19 protein-coding genes are annotated in these 17,672 nt (G+C 61.3%); 17 read left to right on the top strand and 2 right to left on the bottom strand.

The window, feature by feature from the left end:
- The first annotated feature begins 43 nt into the window (after nt 1-43).
- The 14 genes from GSR16_RS18905 (at nt 44) to GSR16_RS18840 (ending at nt 11,952) form a co-directional block, all read left to right on the top strand.
- Nucleotides 44-709 (top strand): class I SAM-dependent methyltransferase, encoded by a 666-nt coding sequence (locus GSR16_RS18905; protein ID WP_159880076.1) that lies wholly within the window; start codon nt 44-46, stop codon nt 707-709.
- Between the two features lie 144 nt (nt 710-853).
- On the top strand, nt 854-1,267 hold the full coding sequence (locus GSR16_RS18900) for a biopolymer transporter ExbD (RefSeq protein ID WP_159880075.1): 414 nt from the start codon (nt 854-856) through the stop codon (nt 1,265-1,267).
- A 3-nt stretch (nt 1,268-1,270) separates the two neighbouring features.
- Nucleotides 1,271-2,233: a cell envelope integrity protein TolA gene (tolA, locus tag GSR16_RS18895; protein ID WP_159880074.1), complete on the top strand. Its 963-nt coding sequence runs from the start codon at nt 1,271-1,273 to the stop codon at nt 2,231-2,233.
- Between the two features lie 88 nt (nt 2,234-2,321).
- The gene (gene tolB, locus GSR16_RS18890; RefSeq protein WP_240902540.1) at nt 2,322-3,587 is read left to right on the top strand and encodes a Tol-Pal system beta propeller repeat protein TolB; all 1,266 of its coding nucleotides are present in this window, start codon (nt 2,322-2,324) and stop codon (nt 3,585-3,587) included.
- A 31-nt stretch (nt 3,588-3,618) separates the two neighbouring features.
- A complete protein-coding gene (pal, locus tag GSR16_RS18885) occupies nt 3,619-4,149 on the top strand; it encodes a peptidoglycan-associated lipoprotein Pal (protein ID WP_159880072.1) in 531 nt (176 codons plus the stop codon).
- A 131-nt stretch (nt 4,150-4,280) separates the two neighbouring features.
- Entirely contained in the window at nt 4,281-5,033 is a 753-nt protein-coding gene (gene ybgF / locus GSR16_RS18880) for a tol-pal system protein YbgF (protein WP_159880071.1), read from the top strand.
- Nucleotides 5,034-5,078: 45 nt separating this feature from the next.
- The gene (locus tag GSR16_RS18875) at nt 5,079-5,906 is read left to right on the top strand and encodes a CPBP family intramembrane glutamic endopeptidase (protein WP_159880070.1); all 828 of its coding nucleotides are present in this window, start codon (nt 5,079-5,081) and stop codon (nt 5,904-5,906) included.
- A 121-nt stretch (nt 5,907-6,027) separates the two neighbouring features.
- On the top strand, nt 6,028-6,516 hold the full coding sequence (purE, locus tag GSR16_RS18870) for a 5-(carboxyamino)imidazole ribonucleotide mutase (RefSeq protein WP_159880069.1): 489 nt from the start codon (nt 6,028-6,030) through the stop codon (nt 6,514-6,516).
- A complete protein-coding gene (locus GSR16_RS18865; protein ID WP_159880068.1) occupies nt 6,517-7,647 on the top strand; it encodes a 5-(carboxyamino)imidazole ribonucleotide synthase in 1,131 nt (376 codons plus the stop codon).
- A gap of 4 nt (nt 7,648-7,651) precedes the next feature.
- Nucleotides 7,652-8,065: a VOC family protein gene (locus GSR16_RS18860; RefSeq protein ID WP_159880067.1), complete on the top strand. Its 414-nt coding sequence runs from the start codon at nt 7,652-7,654 to the stop codon at nt 8,063-8,065.
- A 64-nt stretch (nt 8,066-8,129) separates the two neighbouring features.
- Complete coding sequence (locus GSR16_RS18855; protein WP_159880066.1) at nt 8,130-9,011, top strand: phosphoribosylaminoimidazolesuccinocarboxamide synthase; 882 nt, start codon at nt 8,130-8,132, stop codon at nt 9,009-9,011.
- A gap of 129 nt (nt 9,012-9,140) precedes the next feature.
- Nucleotides 9,141-9,722 carry a GNAT family N-acetyltransferase gene (locus tag GSR16_RS18850; RefSeq protein ID WP_159880065.1) on the top strand — a complete coding sequence of 194 codons (582 nt, stop codon included), beginning with the start codon at nt 9,141-9,143 and terminating at the stop codon, nt 9,720-9,722.
- Nucleotides 9,723-9,913: 191 nt separating this feature from the next.
- Complete coding sequence (locus GSR16_RS18845) at nt 9,914-10,855, top strand: AEC family transporter (protein WP_159880063.1); 942 nt, start codon at nt 9,914-9,916, stop codon at nt 10,853-10,855.
- Between the two features lie 95 nt (nt 10,856-10,950).
- Nucleotides 10,951-11,952 carry an alpha/beta hydrolase gene (locus GSR16_RS18840; protein WP_240902539.1) on the top strand — a complete coding sequence of 334 codons (1,002 nt, stop codon included), beginning with the start codon at nt 10,951-10,953 and terminating at the stop codon, nt 11,950-11,952.
- On the opposite strand, the gene GSR16_RS18835 is transcribed toward GSR16_RS18840, so the two are convergent.
- A complete protein-coding gene (locus tag GSR16_RS18835) occupies nt 11,949-12,317 on the bottom strand; it encodes a DUF1294 domain-containing protein (RefSeq protein ID WP_159880061.1) in 369 nt (122 codons plus the stop codon). The genes GSR16_RS18840 and GSR16_RS18835 overlap by 4 nt on opposite strands.
- A 228-nt stretch (nt 12,318-12,545) precedes the next feature.
- On the opposite strand from GSR16_RS18835, the gene GSR16_RS18830 reads away from it, so the two are divergent.
- Nucleotides 12,546-14,567 carry an NADPH-dependent 2,4-dienoyl-CoA reductase gene (locus GSR16_RS18830; RefSeq protein WP_159880059.1) on the top strand — a complete coding sequence of 674 codons (2,022 nt, stop codon included), beginning with the start codon at nt 12,546-12,548 and terminating at the stop codon, nt 14,565-14,567.
- A gap of 80 nt (nt 14,568-14,647) precedes the next feature.
- On the opposite strand, the gene GSR16_RS18825 is transcribed toward GSR16_RS18830, so the two are convergent.
- Entirely contained in the window at nt 14,648-15,136 is a 489-nt protein-coding gene (locus tag GSR16_RS18825; protein WP_159880057.1) for a TlpA family protein disulfide reductase, read from the bottom strand.
- Between the two features lie 139 nt (nt 15,137-15,275).
- Here GSR16_RS18825 and GSR16_RS18820 point away from each other — a divergent pair, with 139 nt between their 5' ends.
- On the top strand, nt 15,276-16,223 hold the full coding sequence (locus GSR16_RS18820; RefSeq protein WP_159880055.1) for a carbohydrate kinase family protein: 948 nt from the start codon (nt 15,276-15,278) through the stop codon (nt 16,221-16,223).
- Between the two features lie 163 nt (nt 16,224-16,386).
- A complete protein-coding gene (gene gshA, locus GSR16_RS18815; RefSeq protein ID WP_159880053.1) occupies nt 16,387-17,670 on the top strand; it encodes a glutamate--cysteine ligase in 1,284 nt (427 codons plus the stop codon).
- The last annotated feature ends 2 nt before the right edge of the window (nt 17,671-17,672 follow it).

Genomic DNA, 17,672 nt, shown 5'->3' with positions numbered 1-17,672 from the left:
CGGTCTGTCCAGTGGGCGTTTTGTCATTTTTCCGAGACTACCCATGACCAGTCGTACCGTGCCGCTGGACGGCACCTTGCATGATTACCTGATGGCCATTGGCTTGACCGAGCACCCGGTCATGCGTGAACTGCGCGAATTCACCGCCGGCCACCGCATGGCCAAAATGCAGATCGCCCCCGAGCAAGGGCAGTTCATGGGCTGGCTGGTGCAACTGATGGGCGTGCGCCGCTATCTGGAAATCGGTGTCTTCACCGGTTACAGCATGCTTGCCGCCATGCTGGCCATGCCGGCTGATGGCGAGGCCGTGGCTTGCGATGTCAGTGAAGAGTTCACCGCCATCGCGCGCGACTACTGGCAGCGCGCCGGGGTGGCCGCGCGTATCCGGCTGGAACTGCAGCCCGCCTTGCTTACCTTGCAGCAACTGCTGGCAGAAGGCCGGGCTGGCCAGTTCGACCTGGCTTTCATCGACGCCGACAAGCCCTCTTATCAGGATTATTTTGAGACCTGCCTGCAACTGGTGCGGCCCGGTGGCGTCATCGCCATCGACAATATCTTCCTGTCCGGCCGTGTGGTGACGCCGCGCCCGACCGACCCGGCCGGCGTGCACCTGATGCATGCCTTCAATGCCCGGCTGCAGCAGGATAAGCGCATCCGCCATTGCGTACTGCCAATTGGCGACGGCCTTACCCTGTGTACCCGGCTGTGAGCCTTGGCCCAGCCCGCCTGCCGGATGAGAACTTTATGGTGGCGCTGCTGGTCAGACCCCTTTTTTGTTAAGCAAGATTGTTTGTCATCCGGCCTCTTTGGCTGCGGTGCTATGATGGCAAGCTGAACTTTGGTCTGGATTGTCATGCTCAACCGCCGTCCCCGCCGTCAAATGAACCAGATGAACGTGGTGCCCTACATCGACGTCATGCTGGTGTTGCTGGTCATCTTCATGGTGACGGCCCCCATGTTCACCCCCGGGGTGATTCAGGTGCCCAGCGTATCCCAGGCGGCAGCATTGGATGCACCGCCGCTGGAAGTGGTGCTGGATGCCGGGGGCAAGCTGGAAATCAAGGATGGCGACAAGGTGACGGCGGTGGAATCACGTAGCACGCTGGCTGCCCAAGTGGTCGCCTTGCTGGCCGGTGCCGACCGCCCGGTGGCCATTTCGGCTGACAAAGACCTCAAGTATTCCGAAGTGGTGGGTGTGGCCGACGACCTGCACAAGGCCGGCATCAAGCGCGTGGCCCTCACCGTCAAGCAGCAGAATCATCAATAAGGCATGAAGCGTACCGATTCAAGCTCCCCGTCCTGGTCCGTACTGGCCTCGCTGCTATTGCACGGGGTGGTCATCGCCCTGATGCTGTGGGCCGGTCTTGCCAGCAAGCAGCCCAGCAGGGAAGTGCCGCTGGCGCTGGAGTTGTGGAGTAGCCCGCCGCCCGCGCCGCCCGCAGTGGCCGAGCCGGTGCCCGCCGTGAAACCAGCGCCTGCGCCACCCGTGCTGACCCCGCCGGCCCCTCCGCCGGAACCACCGGCTGAGGTCAATCTGGGGGCGAAGAAAAAGCCCGAACCCAAGCCGCCGCACCAAGTAAAACCACCACCGGAGCATGTCAGCAAGCCTGCGCCGGTGCAAAAGCTGTTGCCGGAAAAAGCCAAGCCGGAACTGGTAAAGAAAGTGGAAACGGAGAAAAAGCTGGAGCCGCCGAAAAAGCAGGATAAGCCAGCAGAAAAAACGGTGAGCAAGCCGGCCACACCGGCTGTCGCCGACAAGAAAGCGGCCAAGACACCGCCGCCAGCGGTGCCGGGCAAGGGTAGCAAGCAGTCGAAAACCTATAGCAACGAAGTCGATGACGCGCTGGCTACGCTGGACAGCCCGAATACCGGCCACAAGGCCAATGCCCGCAGCAACCAGGCTGGCAGTGCCAATGGTGTGGCCGGTGGCGCGGTGAATGGTTCGGCGGCTGCCAAGGGCGGCTGGATGGACAAGGTCAAGGCCAAGATCACTCCGCTGGTGCAGATTCCGCCGGATCTGAGCGGCAATCCCAAGGTGGTGGTGCTGGTTACCCTGTTGCCCACGCTGGAAGTGAGCAAGGTGCAGGTGATCGGGCCAAGTAGCAGCAGTGCTTACAATGAGGCGGTACAGCGTGCCATCTGGGAGGCACATACCTTCCCCAGCCTGCCGCCTGGAGCCAATTTCAACGATGGCTATCGTCAGTTCAAGATGGAATTCCGCCCCCGGCAGTAGGCCGGCAGGCAGATGAATGGTTTTCAGGAAATTTTATATTCAGAGGGAACTCATGCCGGACATTCGTACTCTGTTTAAGGTATTGCTAATGTTTGTCTTGCTGGCTGGCCGTGGCGCATACGCGGAAATGACCATCGAGATCGTTGGCGGTGGTGCCAGCAAACATGCCATTGCCGTGGTGCCGTTCAAGGATGAAACCACGCGCATGCGCGAGGCGCTTACCCCCATCATCCGCAGCGATCTGGAACTGTCCGGCGTGTTCCGCATGGTGGATGGCTCGGCCATCGCCAATGTGCCGGTGGAGCCGGCCGACATCCGCTACCCGCTGTGGCAGGCAGCTGCTGCGCAGTCCATCGCCATCGGCAAGGTAGAGCCGGTGGCCGGTGGGCAGGTGAAAATCAGCTTCCGCCTGATGGACGTGGCACAGAAGAAACAGCTGACTTCCGGTGAGTTCACCGTGACGCCAGACCGTGGCCGCGAAGTTGCGCACACCATTGCCGACATGATTTACCAGGCGATTACCGGGCAGAAGGGCATTTTCAATACCCGGGTGGTGTATGTGGTCAAGAATGGTCGCAATTATCAGTTGCAAGTGGGCTTGATCACTGATGTGGACAGCAATCGGGCGCAAACCATCCTGCGTTCCAGGGAGCCCATCATCTCGCCTAGCTGGAGTCCGGATGGCCGCTATCTGGCCTATGTGTCGTTCGAGAGCAAGAAGCCGGTAGTGTGGGTGCAGGACCTGGCCACCGGCCAGCGCCGCGCGGTGGCCAACTTCAAGGGCAGCAATTCCGCCCCGGCCTGGAGCCCGGATGGCAGCAAGCTGGCGGTGGTGCTGACCACAACTGGCAATTCGCAGATTTATCTGGTGAATACCCTGGGCGGGCCGCCGCGTCGTCTCAGCTATAGCGATGCGATTGATACCGAGCCGGCCTTCACCCCGGATGGCAGCCAGATCTATTTTGTTTCCGACCGCACCGGCGGCCCGCAAATTTATCGCATGGCTGTCAGCGGTGGGCAGGCCCAGCGCGTTACTTGGCAAGGTAGCTACAACGTTTCGCCGCGCGTGTCGCCTGATGGTCGCACGCTGACCTTTATCCGGCGCGAGGCGGGCCGTTTTCGCGTGATGGCGCAGGACCTCACCACCGGTGATGTGCGTGCGCTGTCGGAGAGTGGTTACAACGAACGCCCCAGTTTTGCGCCCAATGGCCGCATGGTGCTGTATGCCAGCGATGCCGGCGGCAAGAGCGTGCTGTATGCCACCACGCTGGATGGCAGCAGCAAGGTAAGACTGGCAGTGATTAATGGTGAAGTGCAGGACCCGTCATGGGGCCCTTTCAACAATCCGCAATGATGTAATGCATTCAAATCCAAGGAGCGAAGGCATGAACTGGAAACAACTCGTACTCGGCACCGCCACGGTTACCCTGCTGGCCGCCTGCGCCAGCACCAAACCGGCTGCTGTCACCAGCAATACCGACAATGCCGGTGCCGCCAGCCAGGTACAGGCCCCGGCCGATACCGGCAGCAGCAACCAGGGCAAGCTGGCTGCAGACCCGCTGCACGATCCGAACAGCCCGCTGGCCAAGCGCAGCGTGTACTTCGACTTTGACTCCTCCACCGTCAAGGGCAGCGACAAGCCCACCGTGGAAGCCCATGCCGGCTACCTGAAGGATCACGCCGATCGCAAGGTCATCATCCAGGGCAATACCGATGCGCGCGGCAGCCGCGAATACAACCTGGGCCTGGGTCAGCGTCGTGCCGAAAGCGTGAAGCGCTCGCTGGAAGTGCTGGGCGTGAAGGACCAGCAGCTTGAGGCGGTCAGCCTGGGCAAGGAAAAACCGAAGGCGACCGGCAGCACCGAGGCTGATTACGCCGAAAACCGCCGCGCCGACATTCTGTACAACGGCGAGTAAGGCAAGCAGCGGCACACTTTAAGCGGTGTGCCTCCATGCCGGATCAATCAGGCCGGACATCTAGCCAGAAATACACTTCAGGCTGCTATGATGTCCGGCCAACCTGTATGCAACGGACCGAGAACTGCCCCATGAAACGGCTTGCCCTCAGCGCGGCGCTGCTGCTTACCCTGTCTGCCTGCGCCACCACCAGCGATATCGAAGCCACCCGCAACCAGATTGACCAGGTCAATCGTCAGGCCAGCGCGCGCCTGACTGAAGTGGAAAGCAAGCTGTCCAATGAGAAGCTGCTGGAAATGGTCAACCAGATGGAAAGCCTGAAAGCCGAAGTGGCCAAGCTGCGCGGCGAGGTGGAAGTGGCCAATTACAATCTGCAAACCACGCAGAAGCGCCAGAACGATCTGTATAACGATCTGGACGGCCGTCTGGCCCATCTGGAAAGTGCCGGCAAGGAAGCCGCCGCCCAGCAGAATGCCAGCCAGCCGGCAGCCAGCCAGCCTGCTGCGGCCGATACCCAGACCAGCCCGGATTACGACAAGGCACTCAATCTGCTGCGTGCGCGTGATTTCCCCAAGGCTACCGCCGCGCTCAGCCTGTACATCCAGCAGAACCCCAATGCGCCGCAGGCCGTCGATGCCCTGTACTGGCTTGGCGTTGCCCATACCGCCCAGCGCCAGTACGACGCAGCCATTGAAATCCACCGCCGCTTTGCCGAGCAGTTTCCGGACAACCCCAAGGCACCGGATGCACTGCGCAATGTGGCCAACTGCCAGCGCGACCTGGGGCAAGTGGATATTGCCAAGGCCACGCTCAAGCGCCTGATCAAGCTGTATCCGTCCAGCTCCGCCGCTCAGAAAGCGCGCGAGCAGCTCACCAAGATGTAAGCCTTTAGCGCCCGGCCACCCCTTGCGCTGGCCGGGCGGCTGCGCATGCCCATGATGCTACCCGCCACCGTCGAACTGGCCAGCTTTGGCTGGCTGGCCATTGCCCTGCTGCTGCAGTGCCTGGGCCTGCCGCGCTCTTCGCTGTTGGCCGGCCTGGGGGCTATTGGCCTGGCGGTCTTGTGCGGACTATTGCAGCCGCTGGGCCTGCTGGCACTGGCCGTAGCCGGTGGCCTGAGCTATGCGGTGTACCGGTTTCCGCGTCCGGAATGGCGGGTGCTGTGGCTGGCACTCTTGCTGGCGCTGGCCCTGCATGCGCTGCCCGGTTTCGACAACCCCTTGTTATGGCAGGGGCGGGCGACGCCGGACAGCCAGGTGTACCGGCTGTTCTGGAGTTTTGACAAAGGTGTGGCCGGCTGGCTGCTGCTGCTGGGCCTGCACGACGCCCCGCACCGGGGCCGGGCCTGGGGTGGCACTGTGGCTGCGGTTGGCTTGTTGTTGCTGATGCTGGTGCTGGCACTGGCGCAGGAAAGCGGCATGATTGCCTATGCCCCCAAGCTGCCGGCCTGGTTGCTGCCCTGGCTGTTTGCCAACTTCTTTCTCACCGCCTTGCCCGAAGAAGCACTGTTTCGCCATGGCCTGCAGCGCTGGCTGGAAAACCGCATCGAACCCTTACCCGCGCTGATTGGCGCCTCGCTGCTATTTGGTGCCGCCCATGTGGCCGGTGGCTGGGGCTGGGTAGGGCTGGCCACGCTGGCCGGCCTGGGCTACGGCCTGGTGTATGCCGCCACCAGGCAGGTGGCCTTGGCGGCGCTGGCCCATCTGGCCTTCAATACCGCGCACTTGCTGCTGTTTACCTATCCGCGTCCGGGCTGAGCCAGAGACAGCGCTTGCGACAGTTGTCGCAACTGTCTTGATATCAAAATAAAAAACCATTCCGGCCCCAGCCGGCTCTCAGGTAAAATCACGTCTTTATTCCTCCCTGAGCTTCACCGCCATGATTGAAGTCGGCATCGTGATGGGTAGCAACAGCGACTGGGAAGTCATGCAGAACGCCGCGCGCGTGCTGAAGGACTTCGGTGTCGCTTTCGAAACCCGCGTCGTCTCCGCCCACCGTACCCCGGATTTGTTGTTCCAATACGCAGAAACCGCTGCCGCGCGCGGTCTGAAAGCCATCATCGCCGGTGCCGGCGGTGCTGCCCACCTGCCGGGCATGCTGGCTGCCAAGACCCACGTGCCGGTGCTGGGTGTGCCGGTGCCGTCCAAATACCTGCGCGGCGAAGACTCGCTGCTGTCCATCGTGCAAATGCCCAAGGGCATCCCGGTGGCTACCTTTGCCATTGGTGAAGCCGGTGCCGCCAATGCCGCGCTGTTTGCCGTGGCCATGCTGGCCAATGCCGTGCCGGAACTGGCCGAGAAACTGATTGCCTTCCGCAAGCGTCAGGAAGAAACCGTGCTGGGCATGACCTTGCCGGAGGTGGAATAAATGGCGGCCATCCTGCCACCGTCCATGCTGGGCATTCTCGGCGGCGGCCAGTTGGGCCGCATGTTTGTCGTGGCTGCCAAGACCATGGGCTACCGCGTGACCGTGCTGGACCCGGACAGCAATGCCCCGGCCGCCCAGTTTGCCGACGTGCACCTGTGCGCACCGTTCAACGACGCCGCTGCACTCAAGACGCTGGCGCAGACCTGTGCTGCCGTCACCACCGAGTTTGAAAACGTTAATGCCGACGCCATGCGCGAACTGGCGCGTACCACCCGTGTATCGCCCTCGGGTGACTGCGTGGCCATCGCCCAGGACCGCATTGCCGAAAAAGCCTGGATCAACAAGGCCGGTCTGCCGACTGCGCCCTATCTGGCCATTGAAAGCGTGGAAGACATCCAGGTCGACCTCACGCCCTACCTGCCCGGCATCCTGAAAACCGCGCGTCTGGGTTACGACGGCAAGGGGCAGGTACGGGTCAGCACCCAGGACGAAGCCCGCGCGGCCTATGCCAATCTGGGTGGTCAGGCCTGCGTGCTGGAAAAGATGCTGGACCTGAAGCTGGAAGTATCGGCCATTGTCACCCGCGTCAGCAGTGCGCAGATGGCGGTGTTTCCGGTGGCGGAAAACAGTCACGCAAACGGCATTCTGGATGTGTCCATTGTCCCGGCGCGCATTGCCCCGGCGCTGGCGGCATCCGCCCAGCAGATGGCGCAAAACCTGGCCGAAGCGCTGGATTACGTCGGCGTGCTGGCGGTGGAGTTCTTCGTGCTGGCTGACGACAGCCTGGTGGTGAATGAAATCGCCCCGCGCCCGCACAATTCCGGCCACTATACCCTGACGGCCTGTCTTACCGACCAGTTCCAGCAGCAAGTGCGCGCCATGTGCGGCCTGCTGCCGGGCCGCACCGACCTGCTCAGCCCGGTGGTGATGGTGAACCTGCTGGGTGATGTATGGAAGGAAGACGGCCGTGAACCCAATTGGGACGTGCTGGCCGAGGCCCCCAATGCCCAGCTGCACCTGTACGGCAAGAAGCAGGCGCGCCCGGGTCGCAAGATGGGCCACTTCAACGTGATGGCCGCCACTGCCGACGAGGCACTGGAGCAGGCCGAGGCGTTGAAGGATACGCTGTAAGCGCATGGCTGTTAGCGGACTAAATCATCTGACACTGGCAGTAGCCGATCTGGAGCGCGCCTGGCAGTTTTATACTGCGCTGCCAGGTGTACGGCCACAAGCACGCTGGTTGAAGGGTGGTTATCTGCTGTGGGGCGATGTCTGGCTCTGCCTGTCACTGGATGAAAGTGTGGCGGAGGGCGTGAAGGCGGGCTACACACACGCTGCTTTCAGTGTGAGTGCTGAGGATTTTGCCTCTGCAAGAGCTGCGCTGACAGCTTTAGGGATTAGGCCGTGCAAGGAGAATCGCAGTGAAGGAGATTCCTTTTACTTCCGCGATCCCGACGGCCATCTGCTCGAACTGCATGCCGGTTCACTAGAGAGTCGTCTGGCAGCCTGTCGGCAAAGGCCTTACGAAGGTATGCAATGGTTTGACTAAGGCAAGGCAACACACTGTAATGCCGAGCCAGGATCAATACGATCAATTTGATGAAAGACGTGTCATGAGCGGACTGAACACCACCAATCTGAAAAGCCTGAAGAAAATCTACTCCGGCAAGGTACGCGATCTCTACGAGATCGACGACAAGCGCATGCTGATGATCGCCACCGACCGTCTGTCCGCCTTCGACGTGATTCTGGACGACCCGATTCCGGCCAAGGGCCAGATCCTCACCGCCATTTCCAACTTCTGGTTTGAAACCCTGAAGGACGTGGTGCCCAACCACCTGACCGGTGACAAGCCGGAAGACGTGGTGTCCGCCGAAGACCTGCCGCAAGTGGAAGGCCGTGCCGTGGTGGCCAAGCGCCTGAAGGCCGTGCCGATCGAAGCCGTGGTGCGTGGTTATCTGGCCGGTTCCGGCTGGAAGGAATACCAGAAGTCCGGCACTGTCTGCGGCATTGCGCTGCCGGCTGGCCTGCAGGAATCCAGCCAGCTGCCCGAACCCATCTTCACCCCGTCCACCAAGGCGGCAGTGGGCGATCACGATGAAAACATCAGCTACGCACAGTGTGTGGACATCGTGGGTGCCGAACTGGCGGCCAAGGTGCGTGACACCGCCATCCTGCTGTACAAGACCGCGGCAGAATTCGCCGCCAAGCGCGGCATCATCATCTGCGACACCAAGTTCGAGTTCGGTCTGGACGAAGACGGCACCCTGGTGCTGATGGACGAAGCGCTGACCCCGGACTCCAGCCGTTTCTGGCCGGCCGACAGCTATGCCGCCGGTACCAATCCGCCGTCGTTCGACAAGCAGTTCGTGCGTGACTGGCTGGAAGCCTCCGGCTGGAACAAGCAGGCTCCGGCTCCGGCCGTGCCGCTGGACGTGCGCGAAAAGACTGCCGCCAAATACCGCGAAGCACTGGAGCGCCTGACCGGCAACTAAGCCGCCAGTCGCAACGCAGCAAGACCCAACGCCCGGCCTGTCCGGGCGTTGTTGCATGGCAGGCCGCTTGAGCCTTGGGCCAGCCTGCACTTACACTGCTGGCTCCTGTGTCCTTGCCGAAAGACAGCCATGACCACTCAGCAAACCGTGCTGGTCACCCCGCGCCTGCATTTGCGACCCGCCAACATCAGTATGGCGCTGCCCATGCTGGAATATCAGGTACGCAACCGGCAGCATTTTGCCGCCTGGGACCCCAAGCCCGGCGACATGTTCTTTACCGAGCTGTACTGGACCATGCAGCTGCGTCAGCAGGCATTGGGCTGGGAGCAAGGCGTGTGCGCGCGCTACCTGCTGACCCTGCCCGACGCGCCGCAACAGGTGGTGGGGACCATCAGCCTGAGCAATATCGTGCGTGGTGTGTTCCAGGCGGCCCATCTGGGTTATGGCATCGACCACGCTCTGGAAGGGCAGGGTCTGATGCACGAGGCGGTCAGCGAGATCATCCGTTTTGCCTTTGACGATTTGCGCCTGCATCGCCTGCAAGCCAATTACCAGCCGCACAATCAGCGCAGCGCTGCCTTGTTGCAGCGCTTGGGTTTTGTCGAGGAGGGCCTGGCGCGTGATTACCTGTATATCAATGGCAGCTGGCGTGATCATGTGCTCACCTCACTGACCAATCCGCACTTCGACCCGGCCAGGATGCTAGCCTGATGCTGTAGTTCTGCACGCGGCGGCACGATGGATTAGTCACATTCCCTCCTGTTTGTCTCCCGTTGTTTTGGACAGTCTGCCAGCGTTCCCGGCCTGACCGGCACCGCTGGACCGGCTTTGCCCTGCCATGCACCATGCGCCATGGTGCTCTGACACAGCGGGGCGAACCTCATTCTGAAGCCGGGGAAATCATGCTGCACACCATCCTTCTGTCTTTACTGCCCATGTTCTTTGTGTTGGGGCTGGGTTTTTATGCTGGCAAACGACGGCGTGTAGACAATGTGCATATCGAATCACTCAACAGCCTGCTGATGCGTTTTGCCCTGCCGTGTTCCTTGTTTTTGACCACGGCCACTGCCTCGCTCGGCATGTTGCAGCAGCAGCTGCCCTTGTTTGTCTTGTTGGTGTTGTCCATGCTGTTGCTGTTCGGTCTCAGTTACGGCCTGGAGCGGCTGCTGTGGCGGCAAAAACCTCCGCTGGCGGCAGTACAGGCCTGTACGGTGGCACTGCCCAACTATGCAGCGGTAGGCATTCCCCTCCTTGCCACGGTGATTTCACCCACAGAATCCTTGGCGGTGGCAGTGGCAATCATTGCCGGCAGTGTCATCATTTCGCCGCTAACCTTGTTGTTATTGCAGGACAAGCCAGCCACCGCAGCAGGAGGCGAGCGCTGGCCACTGCTGACGGCACTGGTGAACATCCTGCGTAATCCGGTGGTGCTGGCACCGCTGGCGGGCACCCTGCTGGCCTTGTTGCAATGGCCCTTGCCGGATTATCTGCGTGCCGCTTTCTCGCTGATGGGTGTGGCCGTTGGGGGGCTGGCCCTGTTTGTCACCGGCTTGCTGGTTTCTGCCCAGCCTTTCCGGCTGGACTGGCACATCCTGCTGAGTGCCGTGCTGAAAAACGTGGTCCACCCGGTACTGGTTTACGGGCTGGCCCTGTTGCTGGCGTTACCGCGTGAAGTGACACAGGCGGTGGTGTTGCTGGCTGCCATTCCGTCTGGCTTCTTTGGCATCCTGTTCGGGGTGAACCAGCGACTGCCTTATGCCCTGTCGGGCGCCACATTGCTGTGCAGTACCATTCTAGGAACCCCCACCCTGATGCTGACCATTGCCTTGCTGCCTGCCCTTTAGCGGCGAGCTGGCCCTGCTGGTCCGGCATCACCACGGCTGCCCGGTTTTTTGCTTGCGACAGTAGTGGGCCAGGACGCATGATGGCTGCATCATCAATGCAGCTCCATACCCCGTACCCGGGCAAGCGGAGCGCAGACCGCGACGAGGAAAACATGGAGCACTTCACCCTGCCGGCGGCTGATGGCCACCGCATTCATGGCTGCTGCTGGCAGCCACCCGCCACGCAGGCCGTTCGCGCCGTAGTGCTGATCTGCCACGGCATGAGCGAACATGCTGCGCGTTACCAGCCGCTGGCCCTGCAACTGGCCGAGCGCGGCATTGCCGTGTATGCCCATGACCATCGCGGCCACGGCCCCCATGCGGCTCATCATGGCTGGTTTGCCGCCGCAGATGGCTGGGACAAGGTGGTGGCTGATGTGGATAGCGTGCGCCAGTACATTGCCAGCCACCATCCGGGTTTGCCGCTCATCCTGCTGGGGCACAGCATGGGTTCCTTCATCGCCAGGCAGTATTTCCTGCAGCATGGCGCACAACTGGCTGGGCTGGTGTTGTCGGCTACCGGTTACCGGCAGCGTCCGCTGGCTTGGGTATTGCGTCAGCTGGCCCGGCTTGCCGGCAAGCTGGGCGGGGCCAATCTGCCATCCGCCTTCATGGCCCGGCTGATTTTCGGCAGTTTCAATCTGGGTTTCTTTCCGGCGCGCACCCGTGTTGACTGGCTGTCGCGCGATACGGCACAGGTAGCAGCGTATCAGGCTGATCCGCTATGCGGCTTTGACCCCACGCCCGGACTGTGGGCAGACCTGTTTGGCGGCATCATGGCGCTGGAGCAGGGAGAGGCCGATGCTCGCAGCAGTCTGCCGCGCGCCTGTCCGGTTTATTTGCTGGCGGGAAGCCGCGATCCGGTCAGCCTGGGTCGGCTGGCACTGGGTCAGCTGGAAATCCGCTACCGCGACGCCGGCCTGCAGGATGTCAGCAGCAAGGTCTATCCCGGTGGTCGTCACGAAATGTTCAATGAAACCAACCGCGAGCAAGTGGTGGCCGATCTGCAGATCTGGTTGGAGCGGGTACTCAAAGCCGTACAGGGAGGTACCGGCTAGACCGGGTGCGCCATATGCCAGCGCCAGGCTATCCAACAGCCCCATAGCAGCCAGTGCGCCAGCACGATCAGCCAGAACATCAGCTGATAGCTGCCCTTGCTGGATTTGTGCTGCAGCCAGTATTGCCCCAGCAGGCCGCCCGGCCAGCCACCCAGCATTTCCAGCCAGTGCAGTATTTTTTCCGGTGTGCGGCGGCCATGGTTAATGGCCTGGCGCTTGTCCCAGGCATAGACGGCAAAGGTCAGCAGGCTCATGGCCAGGTACAGCAGTACCGGCCAGAACAGGTTGTCGGTGAGTGCAAAGCTGCCGGCAGCCAGCAAGGGTGGCAGGGCAAGCAGATTGGCCAGCGGGCGGGGCAGGGGCATGGATTATCCGGCAGAAAAGACACAGTGTAAGCAGCCTGCCTGTACACGCCAAGCAGGGTGAGCGCGGATGCGCGGTGCATGAGCACATCCGGGCGATGGCTTGCGTTGACAACTTACTTACTAGTAAGTATTGTCGAGCGACAATAATGCATGCCATGCCGGCAAATGACCGGCGGCTGAACCACAATCAGGGTGAGCGCCTGCTCGCCACGTCGACGAGGACGAAACATGACTGCTTATCCGCATTTGCTCTCCCCGCTGGACCTGGGCTTTACCACGCTGAAAAACCGCGTGCTGATGGGCTCCATGCATACCGGCCTGGAAGAAGCCGCTGGCGGTTTCGACAAAATGGCTGCTTTCTATGCCGAGCGCGCCCGCGGCGGCGTGGGGCTGATTGTCACTGGCGGAGTAGGGCCGAATGCGGAAGGCTGTGTGGCCGAAGGCGCGTCCATGCTGGCCGATGAGCAGCATGTGCCGGACCACCGCAAGGTGACCGCTGCCGTGCATGCTGCAGGCGGCAAGATTGCCTTGCAGATCCTGCACTCCGGGCGCTACAGCTTTCAGGAAAAATGCGTGTCGGCCTCGCCGCTGATTGCGCCCATCAACTTTTACCGTCCGCGTGAGTTGTCTGACGCCGAGGTGTGGCAAACCATTGCCGACTTCGCCCGCTGCGCCAAACTCGCCCAACAAGCCGGTTACGATGGCGTCGAGGTGATGGGTTCGGAAGGCTATCTGATCAACCAGTTCATCGCCCGCGCCACCAACAAGCGCAGCGATGACTGGGGCGGCAGCTTTGAAAACCGTATCCGCTTTGCCATTGAAACCGTCAAGGCAGTGCGTGCTGCGGCGGGCAGCGATTTCATCATCATCTACCGTCTGTCCATGCTGGATCTGGTGCAGGACGGCAGCAGCTGGGACGAAGTGGTGCAGCTGGCGCAGGAAATCGAGCGCGCCGGTGCCAGCATCATCAATACCGGCATCGGCTGGCACGAAGCCCGTGTCCCCACCATTGCCACCATGGTGCCGCGTGGCGGTTTTGCCTGGGTCACCAAAAAGCTGATGGGTAAGGTGAAGATTCCGCTGATCACCACCAATCGCATCAATACTCCGGAAGTGGCGGAGGACATTCTGGCCAGCGGCTGTGCCGATATGGTATCGATGGCGCGCCCCTTCCTGGCCGATCCGGATTTCGTCAACAAGGCAGCCGCCGGCAAGGCCGACAGCATCAACACCTGCATCGGCTGCAACCAAGCCTGTCTCGACCACATCTTCCAAGGCAAGCTCACCAGCTGTCTGGTGAATCCGCGCGCCTGCCGCGAAACCGAACTCAACTACACCCCGGCCGTTCAGCAGAAAAAGGTTGCTGTGGTGGGGGCCGGCCCGGCAGGCCTCGCCTGTGCCACTACCGCAGCCGAGCGCGGCCATCAGGTGACGCTGTTCGATTCCGCCAGCGAAATCGGCGGTCAGTTCAATGTGGCCAAGCGCATTCCTGGCAAGGAAGAGTTCTACGAAACCCTGCGCTATTTCGCCAGTCGCCTTGCTGATACCGGCGTCTCGTTGCAACTGAACACCCGTGCCGATGCGACCATGCTGCAGGACTTCGACGAAGTGGTACTGGCCACCGGCATCGCGCCGCGCCTGCCGCAGATCGACGGCATCGACCACCCCAAGGTGCTCAATTACCTGGACGTGCTCAAGCACGGCAAGCCGGTGGGCAAGCGTGTGGCCATCATCGGTGCCGGTGGCATCGGTTTTGATACCGCGGAATTCCTCACCCATGAGGGCAAGTCCACTGCACTGGATGTGGCCGCTTTCATGCAGGAGTGGGGGGTGGACATGAATGTGGCCGAGCCGGGTGGCCTCAGCCCGCAAGGCCCGCAGCCGCATGCCAGTCCGCGTGAGGTCTATCTGTTGCAGCGCAAGCAAAGCAAGGTGGGTGATGGTCTGGGCAAAACCACCGGTTGGATTCATCGCGCCAGTCTGCAAATGAAAAAGGTGAAGATGCTGTCCGGCGTCAGCTATCAGAAAATTGACGATGCCGGCCTGCATGTCATCATCAAGGACGAGCCGCAACTACTGGCCGTGGATAACGTCATCATCTGTGCCGGTCAGGACCCGCTGCGCGAACTGCAGCAGCCATTGCTGGATGCCGGCAAGCGCGTGTATCTGATTGGCGGGGCCGATGTGGCGGCAGAGCTGGATGCCAAACGCGCCATCCGTCAGGGCAGCGAGCTGGCGGCCAGTCTCTGATGACTTCAGCTGCCAAGTAGCAGAAATGAAAATCCCCGCTGACAATAGCGGGGATTTTTGTTGCCGGTCTGGCGAAGGGCTCACAGGAAGTGACGCAGCGTGTCTTCCAGGTTCTTCTCGTTCAGGCGGCCCAGCAGGCTGCCCACCTGCTTGCCGTTGCGGTCCAGGATGATGCTGTAAGGCAGGGCACCAGCCGGATTGCCCAGCGTGCGCAGCAGGCTGAGGGTGTCGCTGTCGCCCAATACAATGGGATAAGTGATTTTCAGCTGCCGGGCAAAATTATAGGTTTCCGCCTTGTTGTCCAGCGCCACGCCCACCACTTCCACCCCCTTGGGCGCCAGCCGCTCGCGCAGCGCATTGAGCATGGGCATTTCTTCGCGGCAGGGGCCGCACCAGGTGGCCCAGAAGTTCACCAGTACCACCTTGCCCTGGTAAGCACGCAGAGAAACCGAGCTGCCGCTCTGGTCGATAAAGCGGGTTTGCGCCAGGGTGGGCGCTGCGCTGGCTGCCAGTGGCAGCAGGCAGAGCAGGGCGGCCAGCAGCGTGGCGCGCAAGGATGTCAGGTTCATTTGGCCTCCAGAACTAGCTTGCAGAATGGGAAAGCGAGGTTTGCTGCCTTTGGAGAGAGAGCGCAGGCGCAAGTTTCGCTCCGCATGCACAAAAAAGTTTCATGTTAAAATGTTCAGTTGAATTTTATTCGGAGTGAGCATGTCTCTCCTGGTATGCGGGGCGCTCGCCTACGATACGCTGTTCTCGTTTCACGGTCGATTCGACAGTCAGATCCTGCCCGATCAGCTACACAAGATTTCCACCACTTTTCTGGCGCCCAGCATGCGACGCGAATTTGGCGGCATGGCGGGCAATATCGCCTACAGCCTCACCCTGCTGGGCGAAAAACCGCTGGTGATGGGTACGGTCGGCGAAGATTTCCAGCCCTACCGCCAGCACCTGCTGCGGGCCGGGGTGGATGACAGCCACATCCGGCTGATCCGCAAGCAATACACCGCCCAGTGCTTCGGCATTGCCGATGAAGACGGCAACCAGCTGATGGCATTTCATCCCGGCGCGATGGATTTTTCCACCGAGAATCACATCGCGGATATCCAGCAGCCGGTAGAGCTGGCCATCCTGTCGCCCGGTGGTCATCGTGCCTTCCTGCAGCACTCGCAGGAGCTGTCCGCTGCCGGCATTCCCTTCATTTTCGACCCGGGCCAGGAGCTGCCGCTGCTGTCGCGTGAGGAAATCCACCAGATTGTCGAGCTGGCCAGCTACATCACCATCAACGACTACGAAAGCGAGCTGATGCGCGAACGCGCCGGGCTGACGGTGGAGGATTTGCGGCGCAAGGTGCAGGCGGTGGTGGTGACCCGTGGCTCGCGCGGGGCCGATCTCTACGTGGGGGCCGACCACATCCATCTGCCACGGGTGGAGATGTCACAGCCGCCGGTGGACCCGATGGGCTGCGGCGATGCCTTCCGCGCCGGGCTGATGTTCGGCATCAGCCGCCAGCTGGACTGGCAGCTGACCGGGCGTCTGGCCAATATGATCGGCGCCATCAAAGTCACCACTGCCGGTTGTCAGAATCACTTCTTCGACTGGGAACAACTGCAGGCCATGTACCAGCGCACCTATGGGGAAGTATGGCCACTGGCTTGAGCGGCCAGCTCCATGCTGGGGGAAGGGCGTGCCGGATAGCACACCGCGCGCTTCCCCATGGCACGCGATGAAGCTTTCCTTCATGCGAGAGGGTTGAATTCCCCAAGGCCAACCCCCACCATAGACCAATTACTCGCAAGTCATCCGACGCCTAGGGGAGCCCATGACCGTCCCACACCTGTCCACCGCACTGACCGGCCCGTTGCTGGAACTGGAAAGCCGCATTCTGACCGCCCAACCACATATCGAGCACTGGTTCCGTAGTCAGTGGCATAACCATGCCGCACCGTTCTACGGCTCGGTCGACCTGCGCAACAGCGGTTTCAAGCTGGCTCCGGTGGATATGAACCTGTTCCCCGGCGGACACAACAACCTGAATCCGGATTTCCTGCCCTTGTCTATCCAGGCGGCGCAGGCTGCAGTGGAAAAGGTTTGTCCGGAAGCACGCAGCATCCTGCTGATTCCGGAAAACCACACCCGCAACACTTTCTACCTGCAAAATGTGGCCACGCTGGTGCACATCTTCGAGCAGGCTGGCCTCAAGGTACGCCTGGGAACGCTCAACCCGGAAATCACCGAAGTCACCGAACTGACCAGCGCCGGCGGTGACATCGTCAAGCTCGAACCCATCCTGCGTCAGGGTAACCGTTTGAAACTGGCCGATGGCTTCAACCCCTGCGTGGTGCTGCTTAACAACGATTTGTCCGGCGGCATTCCCGACATCCTGAAGGATCTGGAACAAAACCTGCTGCCACCGCTGCATGCCGGCTGGGCGGTACGACGCAAGAGCAATCACTTTACCGCTTACGATCAGGTGGCCGAACAGTTTGCCCAGCTGATTTCCATCGACCCGTGGATGATCAACCCCTACTTCGTCAACTGTAGCGGGCTGGATTTTCATGCCCGTCAGGGCGAGGACGCGCTGGCCGAAGCAGTAGCCGGCACACTGGACAAGATCGCGGCCAAATATCGTGAATACGGCATCAAGAACGACCCCTTCGTCATCGTCAAGGCCGATGCAGGCACCTATGGCATGGGCGTGATGAGCGTGAAGAGCCCGGAAGAAGTCATCGGGCTGAACCGCAAGGCGCGCAATAAGATGTCGGTGGTGAAAGAAGGGCTGGAAGTCTCCGAAGTCATCGTGCAGGAAGGCGTGTATACCTTCGAAACAGTGGACGACGCAGTGGCCGAGCCGGTGGTGTACATGATGGACCGCTTTGTCACCGGTGGTTTCTACCGCGTGCACACCGGTCGTGGCATTGACGAAAACCTCAACGCACCGGGCATGCAGTTTGTACCGCTGTCCTTCGAAACCCCCTGCCTGCCGGACAAACACGGCTCGCCGGACTGTGCGCCCAACCGCTTCTACGCCTATGGCGTGATTGCCCGTCTGGCACTGCTGGCGGCTGCGCTTGAGCTGGAAAATACCGACCCCGAGCGCGACTGAGC

The organism is Aquitalea denitrificans (assembly GCF_009856625.1).
GTDB classification, from domain to species: domain Bacteria; phylum Pseudomonadota; class Gammaproteobacteria; order Burkholderiales; family Chromobacteriaceae; genus Aquitalea; species Aquitalea denitrificans.
Note: the sequence above shows the minus strand (reverse complement) of the source record. Positions and strands in the feature narration are given on the sequence as shown.